This is a genomic window from Streptomyces sp. NPDC038135 (assembly GCF_055601245.1).
In genome coordinates this window covers 160628-176743 of sequence record NZ_JBVJXS010000006.1, presented here as the reverse complement: position 1 = coordinate 176743, position 16116 = coordinate 160628, and the positions used below count along the sequence as shown (strand labels likewise).

Genomic DNA, 16116 nt, shown 5'->3' with positions numbered 1-16116 from the left:
ACGTATCCGCCTGGCGTGGTCGACGCGCCCGCCTGACGGCTTGACGGGCACGGGCGCGAGTCCGGTCGGCGGCCGGTTCTGGGGCGCGCTTGTCGATCACTCGGATGGCATGGCTCAAACTCGCATCGCTTCTGCGCGCTCGGGGTTGGCGATGCCCTCGTCCTCCAGGCAGTGACGGAGGCGGTCGAGTCCGCGCCGGGTGTGGCTCTTGACGGTGCCGAGCGGCCAGCCGGTGACGTCGGCGATCTGCGTCTGGGTCAGGTCCTCGTAGTAGGCCAGGTGCAGCACCTGGCGCTGCGGGGTGCTGAGCTGACGCAGGGCCCGCCCGACGACCATCCGGTCAAGGGCGGCCTCGGGCTCGCCGGTGTCGTCGCGGCTCTGGGCCGGGGGCTGCTCGGCGGCCGCCGCCACGAGCCGCGCGCGCCGCGCACGGGCGGCCAGCGCGTCCGCCACCTTCCGCCGGGTGATGCCCACCAGCCAGGCGGCCGGGGTGCCGCGCTCCGGCGTGTAACCGTGCCGGCCGCGCCAGGCGTCGGCGAACACCTGCTGGGCCACGTCCTCGGCGTCCCTCGCGTCGCCGAGCGCCCGCTGGGCCAGTCCGTGGACCAACCCGCCCCACTGGCGGTGGATCTCGGCCCAGGACGCGTCGTCGGCGGTGGGCGTGGGGCCGTCCCCCGTCGTCGGCGGCAGGCCGGCGGCGCGGGGGCCGACGGTGACTACGGAGCCCGATACAGCCGCGATACGGTCCATGACCACGTCTCTCCTCGTGAGCCCGGTGTGCGTCGTCGGTGTCCCGCGGCGCCCCTCCGGCCAGCGGCCCGGCCCGGTTCTGCACCGTGCCCGCGTCCTCCGCTGTCCGTGTCTCCACCCTGCGCGAGGTACCCCTGGTCCCACAACTCGCATCGATATCGCATCGAGTACCCTGGGACGCGCGAACGGGAAGCGGGACGGGCGGGCCTACGGGTCCTCGGAGCGACGGGCTGACGGTCATGAGTGAAGTGGACGTGGCGGAGGCGGCCGGCCTGACCACGGGCGCGGTGGCCCGGCGCCTGGGTGTCTCCCCCACCACGCTGCGCTCCTGGGACCGGCGCTACGGGCTGGGGCCGGCGTCGCGGTCACAGGGGCGGCACCGGCGCTGGAGCCCGCAGGACGTGGCGATGGTCGAGGAGATGTGCCGGCTGGCGGCGACCGGCGTGGCCCCCGCCGAGGCGGCACGCGTGGCCCGCTCCACGCACGGCGAGGGGGCCCCGCCCGCGGCGGGGGTGCCGGCCGCCCCTGCCCCCGCCCCGGAGCCGGTTCGGCCGCCCGAGACGGCCGGCCGGCGCGGCGGTGCCGGCGGCGGACTGCCGCTCGGTGACGTGCGCCAGGAGTGCCGGGGGCTGGCCCGGGCCGCGGTGCGGCTGGACGCGCCGGAGCTGGAGAGCCGGCTGCTGGACGCCGTCAGGCAGCACGGGCTGACGACGGCGTGGGAGGAGGTGATGGTGCCGACGCTGCGGGCGGTGGGACGCAAGTGGGAGTCGTCGGGCGACCGTTACGTGGAGGTGGAGCACCTGCTGTCCTGGCAGATCTCCACCGCGCTGCGCCGCGCGCCGCTGGTGCTGCCGCGCCCCACCGATGTCACCGGCACCGAGCCGGTGGTACTGGCCTGCGCGCCCGGCGAGCAGCACTCGCTGCCGCTGGAGGCGCTGGACGCGGCGCTGGCCGAGCTGGGCGTGCCGACGCGCATGCTGGGCGCCGCCGTGCCGGTGGAGGCGCTGCTGGCCTGTGTCCGGCGCACGGGCGCGGTCGCCGTCGTCCTGTGGGCGCAGACCCGCTCGACGGCGTCGGGACCGCTGGCCCGGCACGTGGCGGGTCTTCAGTGGGGCCCGTCGGGCGCCCGCAGGCGTCCCTTCGTCCTGCCGGCGGGCCCGGGCTGGGACCGCAGGGCGGCCGGAGACTTCCCACGCTGCGGCGGCCTGCGGGACGCGGTGCGGACGCTGGGCGGCCTGTACGGCGTGGAGGGTGCTTCTCGGTCCACTCGGCGCGGGTGAGCTACTTGTTCGGCCGGGCCGGGGGGTGAGCGTCACGGTCCGCTGGGCTGAGACCTCATCGCGGCCCGCGTGCACGCCCCGCGGCCGCCCTCCCACGCGTCCAAGCGTCCAGGGACTTGCCGTCGGACCGTTGGCGCCGTTCTCCCCGGCCCGGCTCATGCCACGCGTCACGACCGCCGCGCGCCACGGCCGCCGGCCGACGCAGCCCGGACCGGGCACGGGGCGCCCGGGGCACGAGCACACGGCGTTCGTCCCGGGCCGCAGGGCCCGGGTCGCTCGTCACGCCGGGTACGCGGGGCGCGTTCCGGGTGGCGCAGCGGGTCCGGGCCTGTGGTCACCCGGGGAAGCGTCCCGTGGAGCGCAGTTCCCAGCGTCGTTCGGCGTAGGCCAGGTCGTCGCGCCAGAGGCGGCCCGCCGCGAAACGCATGACGGGGCGGAGCAGCGGGGCGGTGCGGCGGGCGACGGCGAAGCCCGGGCGCTCGGAGGTGGCCAGCACCGCCTCCACCACCGCGGTACGCGGCCTGCCCTGGCTGTCCGGGCCGAGCGGTGTCGCGTGCGTCTCCACGACGGAGCCCTCTCCCTCACCGCCGGTGATCCGCATGACCACCGTGCGCGGTCCGGGGGCGGTGAACACGGCGCGGACCGGTACGACGAGGCGGCCCGCGACCTTGAAGGAGACGTCGACCGTGAACGCGTCCTCGGCGTCGTCCCGCCCCGGGGCGTCCACGACGGTGAGGTCGACGAAGGAGTACGGGTGGAACCAGGCCCCGTGCCAGGGGTCGAGTCGGTTGGCGACCACGTCGGCCGGTTCGCAGACGCCCTGCCCCGTGTAGACGGCGGTCAGCGCGCCGGCCACGGCGGGCCGCTCCGGCACCGGCGGCCGGGAGGTGGGTTCCTCGCCCCCGACGTCGTCCAGCCGCACCCACAGCAGTACCCCGTCGTCGTACGCCGGCCAGGGCTCCCAGCCGCCGAACGGAGCGCCGTTGAGGGCCAGTCCGTGCCAATGGCAGACAAGGGTGCCGCACCGCACCGGGCTGTCCCGCAGCGGCGCGCCCAGGTGCGGGCAGACGCCGGGGCCGGCGACGAGCCGGTCCTGCACGTCGCGCCAGAGCACGACCTCCTGACCGGCGACGGAACGGGCCAGCGGGCGGTCCTTCGGCAGGTCGCGGGAGGCGCCGACGACGAACCAGTTGCCGCTGGGCCGCTGCTGCGCCCGCTTGAGCGCGTCGGCGATGAGCGCGGGCCGGGCCTCACGCCACGTCGGCCGCTGGCGTTCCCACGCCACGGGGTCGCGCCGCAGGCGCAGGGGCAGGCGGGCTCGTCGGAACGGACGATCGGGCATCACGCGGCCTCCTCGCAGCGTACGGACGGGTGAAGTGCGCGGGCGGACCCACGACGGGCCCCCGGGCGGACCGCCGCCACCCGCAGCGGGGACAGGCCGTCCGCGGCGACCAGCGCGCCGCGCCCGCACGGCACCGCGGCGCCACACGCTGCCACCTCACGGCCGGGACACACACGCAGACCGGCTCGGCGGAGCCGACGACCCGGCATCACGCGGCCTCCTCGCAGAGTGCGGACGGGTGAAGTGCGCGGGCGGACCCACGGCGGGCCCCCGGGCGGACCGTCGCCACCCGCAGCGGGGACAGGCCGTCCGCGGCGACCAGCGCGCCGCGCCCGCACGGCAGCGCGGCGCCACACGCGGCCGCCTCACGGCCGGGACACACACGCAGACCGGCTCGGCGGAGCCGACGACCCGGCATCACGCGGCCTCCTCGCACGGTGTGGAGGGGCGCGGGGCACGGGCCGGTTCGCGGCGGGCCGCCAGGCGGGCCGCGGCCACGCGGAGCAGGCCGTCCGCGGCGACCAGGGCGCGGCGTCTGCGGGGGACCGCCGCGCGGCGGTTCAGGGCCGCCCAGCCGGTGTCGGCCACGGCGTCCAGGATGCCGCCGTAGAGCACGAACGCCGTGCGGATGCAGGGGCGGGCGACGGGGTCGAGCATCGGTACGCCGGGCGCGGCTCGCCGGTAGGCGGCGCGGGTGAGGTCGGCGAAGGCGCGCAGGGCCTCGGTGACCCGGCCGTCGGTGCGGCCGTCGTCCCGGCAGCGGCGCAGCAGCTCGCGGTCGACGCCGTGTGCGGCGAGCAGGTCCTGGGGCAGGTAGATCCGGCCGCGGTCGAGGTCCTCCCCGACGTCCCGGAGGAAGTTCGTGAGCTGGAAGGCGACGCCCAGTTCGGCCGCGTACGGGGCGGCCTCCTCGCGTGGCACGACGGTGCCGAGGACGGGCAGCATCTGCAGGCCGATCACCGCCGCCGAGCCGTGCATGTAGCCGCGCAGCGCCGCGTAGTCGGCGTACTCGGTGACCGTCAGGTCGCTGCGCATGGAGGCCAGGAAGTCGGTGAAGTGGCGCGGGTCGATGGCGTAGCGGCCGCTGGTGTCGGCGAGGGCGGTGACCACCGGCTCGGTGCTGTGTCCGCCCGCCAGGCCCCGGATCAGGTCGGCGCTCAGGCGGTCCAGGGCGGCGGCCCGCCGCGCCGCCACGTCGCCGGTGGGGGCGCCGGGGCCGTCCGCGAGCGAGTCGACGATGTCGTCGGCCCAGCGGGCGAAGCCGTACAGGGCGTGCACGGCGGGCCGCCGGTCGGGGGGCAGCAGGCGGGTGGCGAGGAAGTAGGTGCGGCCGTGCCGGGCGTTCAGTTCCCGGCAGCGGGTGTAGGCGGCGCGCAGTCCGGGGTCGGTGATGCGAGCGGCGTCCAGCTCGCGGGTGGTCATGGCCGTGCTCCTTCGGCGGTCCGCCGGGCGTCCCGGCGGGTGGTGGTGCGGATGCGGGCGCCGCCGGTGACCCGGGCCGCGGCCAGCTTCCCGGACAGCAGGACGGGCGGGACGCCCACGCCGGGTGTGGTGCCGCAGCCGGCGAGGACGGCGTTGGCGGTGCCGCGAACCAGGTTGCGCGGGCGGAAGGGGCCCGTCTGGGCGAAGGTGTGCGCGGCGGAGAACGGTGTGCCGGCGGCGTGTCCCTGCGCGCTCCAGTCGGCCGGGGTCACCAGGCACTCCTCCTCGATGGCGGACGCGATGCCCGTGAGGCCGCGGCGGTCGAGTTCGCCGAGCAGGCTGTCGCGGTAGCGCGCGCCGAGGTCGGGCCAGTCGGCGCCGTCCGGACCGATGTCGGTGTTGGGGCACGGGGCGAGGACGTAGTGCAGATGGCGGCCGGGCGGGGCCAGGCCGGGGTCGGTCGCGGTGGGCCGGGTGATCAGCAGGGAGGGGTCGCTCATCAGCTCACCGGTGTGGGTGAGTTCGCGGAAGGTGCGCCGCCAGGCGTGGCCGAAGGACAGGGTGTGGTGGGCCAGTTCGGGCCAGGTGCGGTCGCAGCCGGCGTGCAGGATCACCGCCGACGGGGAGTGCCTGAGGCGTGCGGGGCGGCGCGGGGAGCGGCCGAGCAGGCGGTAGGTCACCGGCAGGTCGGGGGTGAGGACGACGGCGTCGCAGGGGATGCGCTGGTCGTCGGTCACCACGGCGGTGACGCGCTCGCCTGAGCGTTCCAGGCGGGTCACCCGCTGCCCGTAGTGGAACGTCGCCCCCGCCTCGGCCGCCGCCTCGGCCATGGCCCGCGGCAGGGCGTACATGCCGCCGCGCGGGAAGTACACCCCGGCGACGGTGTCCATGTAGGCGATCACCGCGTAGGCGGCCATCGCCCGCTCCGGCGGTACGCCGGCGTACAGGGCCTGGAAGGAGAAGACACGGCGCAGCCGCTCGTCGCGTACGTGGCGGCCGATCTGCGCCTCCCAGCGGCCGAAGCCGCCCAGTGCGGCGAGCCGGACCAGGTCGGGGCCGAGCAGTTGCAGCGGCGAGTCGAAGTCGGCGTCGAGGAAGCGGCCCCGCTCGGCCTGGTAGAGCTGCCCCAGCCAGTGGCGCAGCCGCCGGTAGCCGGCCGCTTCGGCGCCGCCGGCGAACCGCTCGATCTCCGCCTCCATCGCCTCGGCGTCGGTGTGCACGTCGAGGGTGCTGCCGTCGGCGAAGCGCGCCCGGTAGGCCGGATGGAGCTCGATCAGCTCGACGCGGTCGCGCAGCGAGGTGCCGACCGCGGCGAACGCCTCGTCGGCGATCTCCGGCATGGTGAGCACGGTGGGCCCGGTGTCGATCAGGTAGTCGCCGAGCTCCATGCGGCCGGCGCGCCCGCCGGGCCGGGGGTCGCGTTCGACGACGGTGACGCGGCGGCCGGCGCCGAGCAGGTGCAGCGCGGTGGACAGGCCGGCAAGGCCTGCGCCGACGACGACCACGTGGTCGGTGGGTCCAGCGATGTTCCGCGTCACCGGCCCGCCTCCGTTCCGGCGGCGGCCAGGGCGCCGGGTCGCGGAGCCGCGGCGGGCTCGGGCACCTGGCCGGCCGTTCCGGTGATCTCCGCCAGCAGGTCGCGCAGCCGGGCGGTCGCGCCGGGTTCCAGGGAGGCCTCGCCGAGGTGGCGCAGGGAGCGCCGGGTGAGCCGGGCGATCCGCGCCTCGACGTGGTCGCGGGCTCCGACGGCGACGAGCACCTCGCGTACGCCGGCCAGTTCGCCGTCGGTGAGGTCGGCGCGGCCCATCGCGTGCTCGAGCACGCCGAGCGCGTGCCGGTCGCCGGCCGCGTCGGCGAGGGACCGGGCCACGGCCAGCGGGTAGGTCGGGGTGCCCTCGCGCACGTCGCCGCCGGACGGCTTGCCGGTGATCCGGGGGTCGGCGAAGAGGTCGTCGAGGTCGTCCCGCAGCTGGAAGGCGAGGCCCGCGCAGCGTCCCGCGCGGCGCAGGGTCCTGACGGTGAGGTCGTCGGCTCCGGCGAGCACCGCGCCCAGGTGCAGGGGCCGTTCCACCGTGTAGAGGGCGCTCTTGAGGCATGCGGCCCGGATCGACCGGGCCGGGGTGCCGGACGACACGGCCTGGCCGCGCACGTCGAGGTACTGGCCCGCCACCATCTCCGTGCGCAGCGCCCGCCACACCTCGTGCAGCCGGTGCGCGGCGTCGCGGGGCAGCCCGGGGTCCAGCAGCAGCCCGGACAGGACGTCGTCCGCCCAGGCCAGGGCGAGGTCGCCGGCGAGCACCGCGGTGGACGCGCCGAGCCGCTGGGCGGCGGGGCCCGCCGCGGCACCGGCGTACTGCTCGGCCACGTCGGCGTGCATCGCCGGTTCGCCGCGGCGGGTGGGCGCCTGGTCCATCAGGTCGTCGTGGACCAGGGCGCAGGTCTGGAGCAGTTCCAGCGCCGCCGCCGTGCGCAGCGCCACCCGTACCTGGGCCGGGTCCCCGCCGCCGCAGGCGCGCAGCGACCACCACAGGAGCCGGGGCCGGATGCGGCGGCCGCCGCGCCGGGTGAAGCGGGCGGTCCGCTCGGCGACGTCCCGCGCGAACACCGGGTCGAGCCCGTGGCAGCCCGCGAGGCGGTCGGCGAGCAGTTCGCGCAGTTCCCGGCCGACGGCGCCGGCCACGTCTTCGTCGACGTCGCGGGCGCCGCCGGGTGCGGCCCCTTCCCCGGTGTCGTCGGAATCGGCCACGGCGGGCGGCCTGCGCGGCGGGTCTGCCGTGAGACGGCCGATCGCCTGGGTGGAACGCATCGCGGATCCTCTCGCCGGTCGGTGAGCCGGACCGCCTGTCGGCGGGCCGGCCGGGTCGCGCTGTGCCGGCACCGGTCGCGTCGGGTGCCGGCACGGTCGCGACCGGTACGTCGTCGTGACACATTCCGCGCGGGTCGCCCCGCCGGATGCGCCATTCGGTGGACATGCCGGCGCCATGGGTAACCACCCGCACGACACGCTCCCGGCTGCATCCGCCGGGACCGGTGCGCGGGAAGACTGGCCGGATCCGCCGGTCCGCCGAGAGAGCTGCGGAGAGAGCCGCCGTGGAGGGAGCCGCCGTGGAGGTGGAGTCGGACGTCGCCGTCGTGGGCGCCGGGGCCGCAGGGCTGTCGCTGGCGCTGCGGCTGGCCCGCCCGCCCGCGGACGGGCGCCGGGTGACGGCGGTGCTGCTGGCCGCGCCACCGGGGCCGTTCCGCGCGGCACGGCGCACCTGGTGCTTCTGGGAGGCGGGCGCGGGGCCGTACGACGAGGCGCTGACGGCCTCCTGGCAGCGGCTGCGGGTGCGGTCCCGGGACGGACGGACGGTGGACGCGGCCATCGCGCCGCTGCGCTACAAGATGCTGCGCTCCGACGCGCTGGAGGAACTGGCCGGGCGGGCGCTCGCGGAGAGCCCGTGGGTGACGACCGTGGAGGCCGTCGCCGAGCGGGTCGAGTCCGCGCCCGGCGGTGCGGTGGTGCACGCGCGCCGGGCCGACGGCGGCCAAGTGACGGTGCGCGCCCGCTGGGTGTTCGACTCACGGCCGCCCGAACGGCTGCCACCGGCCCGCACGACGCTGCTGCAGCACTTCCGCGGCTGGTTCGTGCGCACCCGCCGCCCGGTGTTCGATCCCGGCGTCGTGGAGCTGATGGACTTCCGCACCCCGCAGCCCGCGCACGGCCTGTCCTTCGGCTACGTCCTGCCGACCGGCCCCCGGGAGGCGCTGGTGGAGTACACCGAGTTCTCCCGCAGCCCGCTCGGCCGGGACGCCTACGACCGCGCGCTGCGGCACTACCTCGGCGATGTGCTGGGCGCGGGCGACCACGAGGTGCTGGACTGCGAGCAGGGTGTGATCCCGATGACGGACGCGGACTTCCCCCGCCGGACCGCGGCGTCCGTGTTCCGCATCGGCGCCGCGGCCGGGGCCACCCGGCCCGCGACCGGCTACACCTTCAGCGCCGTGCAGCGCCAGACCGGCGCGGTGGCCGCGGCCCTGCACGCCGGGCGCCGCCCCGTGCCGCCGCACGCCCACTCGGCCCGCTCCCGGCTCATGGACGCGGTCCTGCTGCACGCCCTCGACCACGGCCGGGTGGACGGTCCGGCCTTCTTCACCCGCCTGTTCACCCGGGTGCCCGCGCCCCGCCTGCTGCGTTTCCTCGACGGGCGCACCGGCCTCGCGGAGGACGTCTCCATCGGGCTGCACGTGCCCGTCGCCGCGATGCTCGGCTCGGCGCTCTCCCTGCCGTTCGCCCCGCGACGCAGCGCCCCGGCGACCTGACCCCCTCACCACCCGGTCCATGTCCCCGACCCGCGTGACCGACGACCCCGCCGGCCCTGCACCTGACGACCCCGCACCTGACGACCCCGGACCTGTTCCCACTACCTCTCACGGAGATGGCATGCCCGTGCTGCGCGACGCCGAGCTGGCGACCGCGTTCGACCACGCCGCCCGGAGCTACGACACGCTCGTGGCGGCGAATCCCGGTTACCACGCCCACCTGCGCCGCTCCGCCCGGCGCCTCGGCCTCCCCGGCGGTGTCGCGGCCCCGAGGGTGCTGGACCTCGGCTGCGGTACCGGCGCCTCGACCGCGGCGCTGGCCGCGGCACTGCCCTGCGCGGACATCACCGCCGTGGACGCGTCGGCCGGGATGCTGCGACGGGCGGCCCGGCGCCCCTGGCCGAGGCCGGTGCGCTTCGTGCAGGCGCCGGTGGAGCGGCTGGCGGCGGCCGGGGTGCGCGGCCCGTTCGACGCGGTGTTCGCCGCGTACCTGCTGCGCAACACCGCCGACCCGGACGCGGTGCTCGCCCAGGCCTACCGGCTGCTGGCGCCGGGCGGCCGGCTGGCGGTGCACGAGTACGCGCTGAGCGGGCGGACGGCGCACCGCGCGGTGTGGAACGCGGTGTGCGGCGGGGTCGTCCTGCCGGTCGCGACGCTGCTCGGCGACGGACCGCTCTACCGCCATCTGTGGCGCAGCGTCGTCTCCTTCGACACCGCCGGGCAGCTCGCGCGCCGGGTGGAGCGGGCGGGGTTCGAACGGGTGCGGGTACTTCCGCTGCCCGGCTGGCAGACCGGCATCACCCACACCGTCGTCGCCCGCCGCCCGTTCGCCGACGGCTCGGAGACGGGCCGATGACCGGGCCGGCGGCCGGGCCGCGCCGTCCCGCCGGATCCGGTGTCCGCCCGCCCCGCCCCGGCCGGGACCGGCTGGCCCGGCTGCTGCCCGCGCCGCCCGGCGCCGGTCGTGCCGAGGAGTCCACAGCGCCGCGGGCGGCGGTCGTGGGCGGCGGCATCGCCGGCCTGACGGCGGCGACCGCGCTGGCCGAGCGCGGGGTGCGGGTCACCGTGTACGAGCGCGACGCGCAGCTCGGCGGCAGGCTGGCGGGGTGGTCCACGCGGCTGGCCGACGGCACGACGGTGACCATGAGCCGGGGCTTCCACGCGTTCTTCCGGCAGTACTACAACCTGCGCGCGCTGCTGCGCCGGACCGATCCGGCCCTGAGCCGCCTCACCGGCCTGCCGGACTACCCCCTGCGGCACGGCAGCGGCCGGCAGGACAGCTTCCGGCACGTGCCGCGCACCCCGCCGCTGAGCGCGCTCGGGTTCGTGGCGCTGAGCGAGTCGTTCTCCCTGCGCGACCTGGCCCGGATGCGCCCGAGCGCGGCCCTGCCGCTGCTGGACGTGCGGGTGCCCGAGGTGTACGAACGGCTCGACGGCGTCAGCGCGTACGACTTCCTGGAGGACATCCGGTTCCCGCCGGCGGCGCGGCACCTGGCCTTCGAGGTGTTCTCCCGCAGCTTCTTCGCCGATCCGCGGAAGCTGTCGGCGGCGGAGATGGCGCTGATGTTCCACATCTACTTCCTCGGCTCGGCCGAGGGCCTGCTGTTCGACGTGCCCCGGGAACCGTTCCCGCAGGCGCTGTGGGACCCGATCGCCGCACGACTGGAGCGGCTCCGCGCGCGCGTGCGCACCAGCACCGCGGTGGAGGGCGTCTCCGCGCTGCCGTCGGGCGGCTTCGCGGTGACCGCCGCCGGCGGCGAGGAGCCGTACGACGCCGTGGTGCTGGCCCTGGACCCGGGGGGCCTGCGCTCCCTGGTGGGCCGCTGCGACGGTCTCGGGGACGCCGGGTGGCGCGAGCGGGTGGCGCGGCTGCGCACCGCCCCGCCCTTCCTGGTGTCCCGCCTGTGGCTGGACCGGCCCGTGCGCGCGGACCGGCCCGGCTTCCTCGGCACCAGCGGCTTCGGGGCCCTGGACAACGTCAGCGTGCTCAGCGGCTGGGAGGGCGAGGCCGCCCGTTGGGCCGACCGCACCGGCGGCTCGGTCGTCGAACTGCACGCCTACGCCGTGCCCGGGGACGCCGACCGGGAGACCACGCAGAAGGAGCTGCTCGGCGAACTGCACCGGCTCTACCCCGAGACGGCCCGGGCCCGGGTGGTGGACGCCCGTCACGAGTGGCGGGCCGACTGCCCCCTGTTCCCGGTGGGCGGCCACGCGGACCGGCCGACGGTCACCACCCCCACGCCGGGCCTGGTCGTGGCGGGCGACACGGTGCGCACCGGTCTGCCGGTGGCCCTGATGGAGCGGGCCGCGACCAGCGGCTTCCTCGCGGCCAACGAGCTGCTGGGGAGCTGGGGCCTGCGCGGGCACGCGTTGTGGACCGTACCGGGCCGGGGGCGCCTCGCCGCCCTGCGCTGGGCGGCGGCCAGGGCGGGCGGCGGGTGAGCTGACGCCCGGCGAGGTCGGGGCCGGGGCTTCCGCGGCGGGCTCCGCGTCACCGGTCGGCGTCGTCCACCCCGGCCGCACCGCCCACCCCGGCCGCCAGGTCTGCACCGTCCGCCCGGCCGGCCCCGGCCGCCAGGTCGGCACCGTCCGCCCGGCCGGCCCCGGCCGCCAGGTCGACACCGTCCGCCCGGCCGGACGGTGCCGCCGCCGTGTGCCGGACGACTCCGTCCCCTCGGACCAGCGCCTCCGTGACCGTGCGGATCGCCTCGGACCGCGGCAGACCCGGGGGCAGCCGGGGCGGGGACCCGGTCACGGCGCGGCCGGCGAAAGCGGTCGCGACGTGGGGCAGGCGTACGTCCACCACCCGGACGCCCGCCGGGCGCAGTTCGCGGCGCAGCGCGTGCAGCCAGGCGGCGAGCGCCGCCTTGGCCGCGCTGTAGTCGGCCATCCGCGGCACGGGCGTGTCGACGACGACACCGGTGACCGCGGCCAGCACCCCGCCTCGGCCCACGAGGGGTACGGCGGCCCGGAGCAGGGCCATGGGCGCGAGCGCGTTGACGCTGAGGAGGTGTTCGGCCACCGCGTCGTCCACCTCGGCGGCGGGACCGAAGGCGGTGACGCCGACGCAGACCGCCACCGCGTCCAGGCCGCCCCACCGCCGCGCGGCGCCGCGCACGGCCGCTGCGCAGACGTCGGGCCGGTAGGCGTCGATGCCGAAGGCCGGGGCGTCGCCGCAGTCCCGGGCCACGCCTGTGAGCCGGTCCGGGTCCCGGCCCGCGACGGCGACCCGGGCGTCCCGCCGGTGCAGGTCGCGGGCGAGAGCGGAGCCGATCTCGCCGGTGGCTCCGGCGACCAGTACCCGTGATCCGGCTAGTTCCATGTCATGCCTCCCGATGAGCGGACGCCGCGTGGACCGGGCGAGCCGTGCGTCCCGGCGGTGCGCATCCGCCGCATCCGGTGGTCCGGCCGGCTCGGAAGAGTCCGAGAGGGACCGGTTCGCCGGCGTGCGCCGCACGGCCTCGGCGATCGGCTCCCACCGCCCGGACCCTGGAGGTGGAAACGATGACCGACTCCCTGCGCCCTCCCGGAGAGACACCGCCCGTCGAGGGATCGACGGCGGAAGCGCACCCCGAGCGACCCGACGGCGGCATCTGGGAACATCCTGGCGTCTGGATGGCACTCATCGTGATCGGCTGCCTTCTCGTCGCCGCGTTCTTCGTGGTGCGGATGATCGATCTGTGAGCCCTCGGGGTACGGCTCCCGTCGAGCGTGGGCGGCACCGCGAATCGCGGTGCCGCCCTTGTCGTGCCGGAGGGCCGTGCCGGGGAGTCCGTCGCACCGGTGTGCCGGCGGGCGGGGGTTCAGCCGTGCGGCCGGGTGGCCGGGAGCCGGGACGGGGCGTCCGGCGCCGTGGTCAGGGAGAGCGCCCGCTCCCTGCGCCGGGCGGCCAGGGACTCCCGTGCCGCCTCCCTCGGGTGGCGGCGGCGCCAGTACGGGTTGTCGTGCGGCAGCCCGCCGGTGACCCGGCCGTACATCCCGAAGGTGAGGATGAGCAGGCCCATGACGAAGGTGAAGAAGACGTTCGTCATACCGAAGTCGAGGATGTTGGCGCTCCGGTCGAGGACGAAGACGTGCACGAAACCGCTGACGAGGAACAGCGTCCCCACGGCCATGTTGAGCGTGGAGGCGAAGTTCCCCCCGACCACGGCGCCGCCGATCAGCAGCAGGCCGAAGAGCACCGAGATCAGGCTCAGCAGTCCGTTCGTCGACATGCCCGCGATGCGGGTGCCGTCCGTGCCGAAGGGGCTGAGTTCGTCGGCGAAGCCGAGACAGCCGAACAGCAGCAGGACACCGCCGCAGAGTCCGGCGCCGTAGCGGTAGACCGTCGCCAGCCGGTGGTCGACCGGCCATTCGTCGCGAAGCCTCATGACACATCCTTTCCGATGCGTGCCAGGCCCCCCAGGGGTGGGGACGGCTCGGACCGCCCTGCCACCCACGTCGCTGTCTCTTCCGGCGGCGCGTGCGAAACGGTTGCACGCGGAGGTCGCGGAGATCGCCCGCGTCCTCGCGGCGGCCGCCGGCCGCCCGCATCCACCCCGGGCCCCCGCGGGGAAGTGGGGGGTGCGGGGCTTCGCGCAGGGCGGGGCCCACGATCCACCTCATCCGGGAGGCGTCATGCACTCCACCGACCCCGACCGGACCAGGCGTCTCCACACCGACCTGGACATCGGTCTGGTTCTCAGCGACGCGGAGGCCCTCCGGCTCGAGGTCCGCTTCAGCTACGAGTCGGCCGATCCGTTCGCCGTGCGCATGGACTTCCGCGACGGCCCCGACACCGTCGCGCCCTGGCTGTTCTCACGCGATCTGCTCGACGCCGGACTGCGGGTGCCGTCCGGGGAGGGTTCCGTACGCGTCTGGCCGCCCTGCCGCTGCCACGGGTCCACCACCCTGCGGATCCTGCTGCGCGGCCCGGGCGGGGCCGCCGTGCTGTACATACCGGCCGACCCGTTCGAGGGCTGGCTGGCCCAGACGTTCGAGGCGGTGCCCGCAGGCTCGGAGAGCTCCCACCTGGTCTGGGACGACATCCTGGCGAAACTGCTGCGCGGCGACTGACCGACGGGTGGCATCGGGCGACGCCCGGGAAGACGTGAGGACATGAAGGTGATCAGCGAACGGGCAGGCGCCCGGCGGCCCGGCCCCTGGCTGCGGTACGGCGCGACCGCCGCGGCGGTGGCCGTCACCGCCGCCGTGGGCGCCACGGCGACCGATCCGGACAGCACCTGGTACGCCTCGCTGCGCAAGCCGTCCTGGCAGCCGCCGTCCTGGGCGTTCGGCCTGGTGTGGACCCCGCTGTACGCGTCGATCGCCTGCGCGGCGGGCCACGCGCTCGGGCGCGCCCCCGATCCGCGCCGGCGGGCCGGGATCGCCGCCGAGCTGGCCGCGAACCTGGCGCTGAACGCCTCGTGGAGCCGGCTGTTCTTCGCCCGCCGCGACCCCGAGGCGGCGCTCGCCGGGAACGTGCTGCTCAACCTCAGCAACGCCCGGCTCATCCGGCGGATCGGCCGCACCGACCGGGCCGCGGCCGCGGCCCTCGCGCCCTACGCCGGCTGGTGCGCCTTCGCGGCCGCCCTGAACGCCTCCATCGTCCGGCTCAACCGCTGACGGACTTCGCTCCGGCCTGTTGCGTCTGCGTACAGTGGGGCGTATGCGACGTCGGCCCAGAAACACAGCGAACCGAACATGAGGGACTTCTCCGCCATGCCGGACGACGACGCGCTGTTCGGACTCGACGCCCTGCCCGGCGCCGGGCCCGCCGGGGGCGAGCCGGCCCGGCCGCCGGCCGCCGGTCCGCTGTTCCGCGACTCCGACGCCGCCCGGCGGCTGCTGCCCGTGCGGACGATCTACGCCGAGCCCGCTGCCGCCGCCTCGCCCCGCGGCCGCCAGATCCTCGCCCGGCACCCCGCCGCGCGGGTCGTCGAGGTGGACTCCCACTGGCGCATCCCGCAGCTGCACGGCGACGAGGGGAACGTCGGGCGCTGGGTGCGGGTGAAGGGCGAGACGCTGGTGCTGGGCGAGCGCAAGACGCTCACCACCCGGCCCAACGGCCGGTCGGCCGACTGGATCGCCCCCGGTCCGTCCAACGGCTGCGCCATGGCCTGCGTGTACTGCTACGTGCCGCGCCGCAAGGGATACGCCAATCCCGTCACCGTCTTCACCAACATCGAGCGGATCATCGCCCACCTGGGCCGGCACATCGCGCGCCAGGGCCCCAAGCGGGAACCCAACCAGTGCGACGACCGGGCGTGGGTCTACGACATCGGCGAGAACGGCGACTGCTCGGTGGACGCGCTGATCTGCGACAACACCGCCGATCTCGTGCACGCATTCCGGCAGTGGCCCACCGCCAAGGCGTCCTTCGCCACGAAGTTCGTGAACCCGGATCTGCTCGCGCTGGACCCGCGGGGCCGCACCCGCGTCCGGTTCTCGGTCATGCCGGGCGAGGACTCGCGGCTGCTGGACATCCGGACGTCGCCGGTGGCCGAGCGGATCGCCGCCGCGGCCGACTTCCTGGACGCGGGGTACGAGGTGCACTTCAACCTCTCCCCCGTCGTGCTGCGCCCCGGATGGCAGGAGGCCTGGGCCGAGCTGCTCCGGCAGCTCGACGACGTGCTCCCGGACCGGGTCAGACGGCAGGCCGCCGCCGAAGTGATCATGCTGACCCACAACCGGGAACTGCACGAGGTGAACCTCGGCTGGCATCCGCGCGCCGAGGACGTGCTCTGGCAGCCCGGCGTCCAGGAGGGCAAACGCTCCGAGAACGGGGCGCTGAACGTGCGCTACGACCACGCGGTCAAGGCGAGGGCGCTGGACGAGCTGCGCGGGCTCGTCGCGGCGCACGCCCCCTGGCTGCGCATCCGGTACGCCTTCTGAACCGGGCCCCGCGGACCGCTCCTGACGACGGCCGCGGGGTCCTCCGGCCGACGCGCGGCTTTGGGGAACCGTAAGATAGGGGCTCCGCTTCCCTGGGTCGGCTTCTGCCGCCGCCCCACCCCTATAACCACACCCACCGACCCACCC

The 16116-nt window shown here is 76.3% G+C and carries 15 protein-coding genes; 8 read left to right on the top strand and 7 right to left on the bottom strand.

Going from position 1 to position 16116, the window contains the following annotated elements; all coding sequences use genetic code 11:
• Positions 1 to 114: 114 nt before the first annotated feature.
• On the bottom strand, positions 115 to 750 hold the full coding sequence (locus tag ACZ7JA_RS18415) for an RNA polymerase sigma factor (RefSeq protein ID WP_470809179.1): 636 nt from the start codon (positions 748 to 750) through the stop codon (positions 115 to 117).
• Between the two features lie 239 nt (positions 751 to 989).
• Here ACZ7JA_RS18415 and ACZ7JA_RS18410 point away from each other — a divergent pair, with 239 nt between their 5' ends.
• Entirely contained in the window at positions 990 to 2030 is a 1041-nt protein-coding gene (locus ACZ7JA_RS18410) for a MerR family transcriptional regulator (RefSeq protein ID WP_470809177.1), read from the top strand.
• Between the two features lie 334 nt (positions 2031 to 2364).
• Here ACZ7JA_RS18410 and ACZ7JA_RS18405 read toward each other — a convergent pair whose 3' ends face one another.
• The 4 genes from ACZ7JA_RS18405 to ACZ7JA_RS18390 form a co-directional block, all read right to left on the bottom strand.
• Complete coding sequence (locus tag ACZ7JA_RS18405; protein WP_470809175.1) at positions 2365 to 3372, bottom strand: DUF5914 domain-containing protein; 1008 nt, start codon at positions 3370 to 3372, stop codon at positions 2365 to 2367.
• A 417-nt stretch (positions 3373 to 3789) separates the two neighbouring features.
• On the bottom strand, positions 3790 to 4794 hold the full coding sequence (locus tag ACZ7JA_RS18400) for a phytoene/squalene synthase family protein (RefSeq protein WP_351660293.1): 1005 nt from the start codon (positions 4792 to 4794) through the stop codon (positions 3790 to 3792).
• Positions 4791 to 6332 (bottom strand): phytoene desaturase family protein, encoded by a 1542-nt coding sequence (crtI, locus tag ACZ7JA_RS18395; RefSeq protein WP_470809172.1) that lies wholly within the window; start codon positions 6330 to 6332, stop codon positions 4791 to 4793. The genes ACZ7JA_RS18400 and crtI overlap by 4 nt, the downstream gene beginning before the upstream one ends.
• Entirely contained in the window at positions 6329 to 7600 is a 1272-nt protein-coding gene (locus ACZ7JA_RS18390; protein ID WP_470809170.1) for a polyprenyl synthetase family protein, read from the bottom strand. The genes crtI and ACZ7JA_RS18390 overlap by 4 nt, the downstream gene beginning before the upstream one ends.
• A gap of 299 nt (positions 7601 to 7899) precedes the next feature.
• Here ACZ7JA_RS18390 and ACZ7JA_RS18385 point away from each other — a divergent pair, with 299 nt between their 5' ends.
• From ACZ7JA_RS18385 to ACZ7JA_RS18375, 3 genes are all read left to right on the top strand, one after another.
• A complete protein-coding gene (locus ACZ7JA_RS18385) occupies positions 7900 to 9096 on the top strand; it encodes a lycopene cyclase family protein (RefSeq protein ID WP_389449483.1) in 1197 nt (398 codons plus the stop codon).
• Positions 9097 to 9217: 121 nt separating this feature from the next.
• On the top strand, positions 9218 to 9952 hold the full coding sequence (locus ACZ7JA_RS18380) for a methyltransferase domain-containing protein (protein ID WP_470809168.1): 735 nt from the start codon (positions 9218 to 9220) through the stop codon (positions 9950 to 9952).
• Entirely contained in the window at positions 9949 to 11538 is a 1590-nt protein-coding gene (locus ACZ7JA_RS18375; RefSeq protein ID WP_389449489.1) for an FAD-dependent oxidoreductase, read from the top strand. The genes ACZ7JA_RS18380 and ACZ7JA_RS18375 overlap by 4 nt, the downstream gene beginning before the upstream one ends.
• A 49-nt stretch (positions 11539 to 11587) precedes the next feature.
• On the opposite strand, the gene ACZ7JA_RS18370 is transcribed toward ACZ7JA_RS18375, so the two are convergent.
• Positions 11588 to 12418, bottom strand: coding sequence for an SDR family NAD(P)-dependent oxidoreductase (locus ACZ7JA_RS18370; protein ID WP_470809165.1), 831 nt, complete (start codon positions 12416 to 12418; stop codon positions 11588 to 11590).
• A 182-nt stretch (positions 12419 to 12600) separates the two neighbouring features.
• On the opposite strand from ACZ7JA_RS18370, the gene ACZ7JA_RS18365 reads away from it, so the two are divergent.
• Positions 12601 to 12780: a DUF6480 family protein gene (locus ACZ7JA_RS18365; RefSeq protein WP_389296821.1), complete on the top strand. Its 180-nt coding sequence runs from the start codon at positions 12601 to 12603 to the stop codon at positions 12778 to 12780.
• 119 nt (positions 12781 to 12899) lie between these two features.
• Here the strand turns inward: ACZ7JA_RS18365 and ACZ7JA_RS18360 are convergent, their stop codons facing one another.
• Complete coding sequence (locus ACZ7JA_RS18360; RefSeq protein ID WP_389449495.1) at positions 12900 to 13466, bottom strand: DUF4383 domain-containing protein; 567 nt, start codon at positions 13464 to 13466, stop codon at positions 12900 to 12902.
• A 247-nt stretch (positions 13467 to 13713) separates the two neighbouring features.
• On the opposite strand from ACZ7JA_RS18360, the gene ACZ7JA_RS18355 reads away from it, so the two are divergent.
• From ACZ7JA_RS18355 to ACZ7JA_RS18345, 3 genes are all read left to right on the top strand, one after another.
• Entirely contained in the window at positions 13714 to 14151 is a 438-nt protein-coding gene (locus ACZ7JA_RS18355) for an SsgA family sporulation/cell division regulator (RefSeq protein WP_351660270.1), read from the top strand.
• Between the two features lie 42 nt (positions 14152 to 14193).
• Positions 14194 to 14700 carry a TspO/MBR family protein gene (locus ACZ7JA_RS18350; RefSeq protein WP_393435181.1) on the top strand — a complete coding sequence of 169 codons (507 nt, stop codon included), beginning with the start codon at positions 14194 to 14196 and terminating at the stop codon, positions 14698 to 14700.
• Between the two features lie 78 nt (positions 14701 to 14778).
• Positions 14779 to 15969 carry a spore photoproduct lyase family protein gene (locus ACZ7JA_RS18345; protein WP_470809161.1) on the top strand — a complete coding sequence of 397 codons (1191 nt, stop codon included), beginning with the start codon at positions 14779 to 14781 and terminating at the stop codon, positions 15967 to 15969.
• Positions 15970 to 16116: the final 147 nt, after the last annotated feature.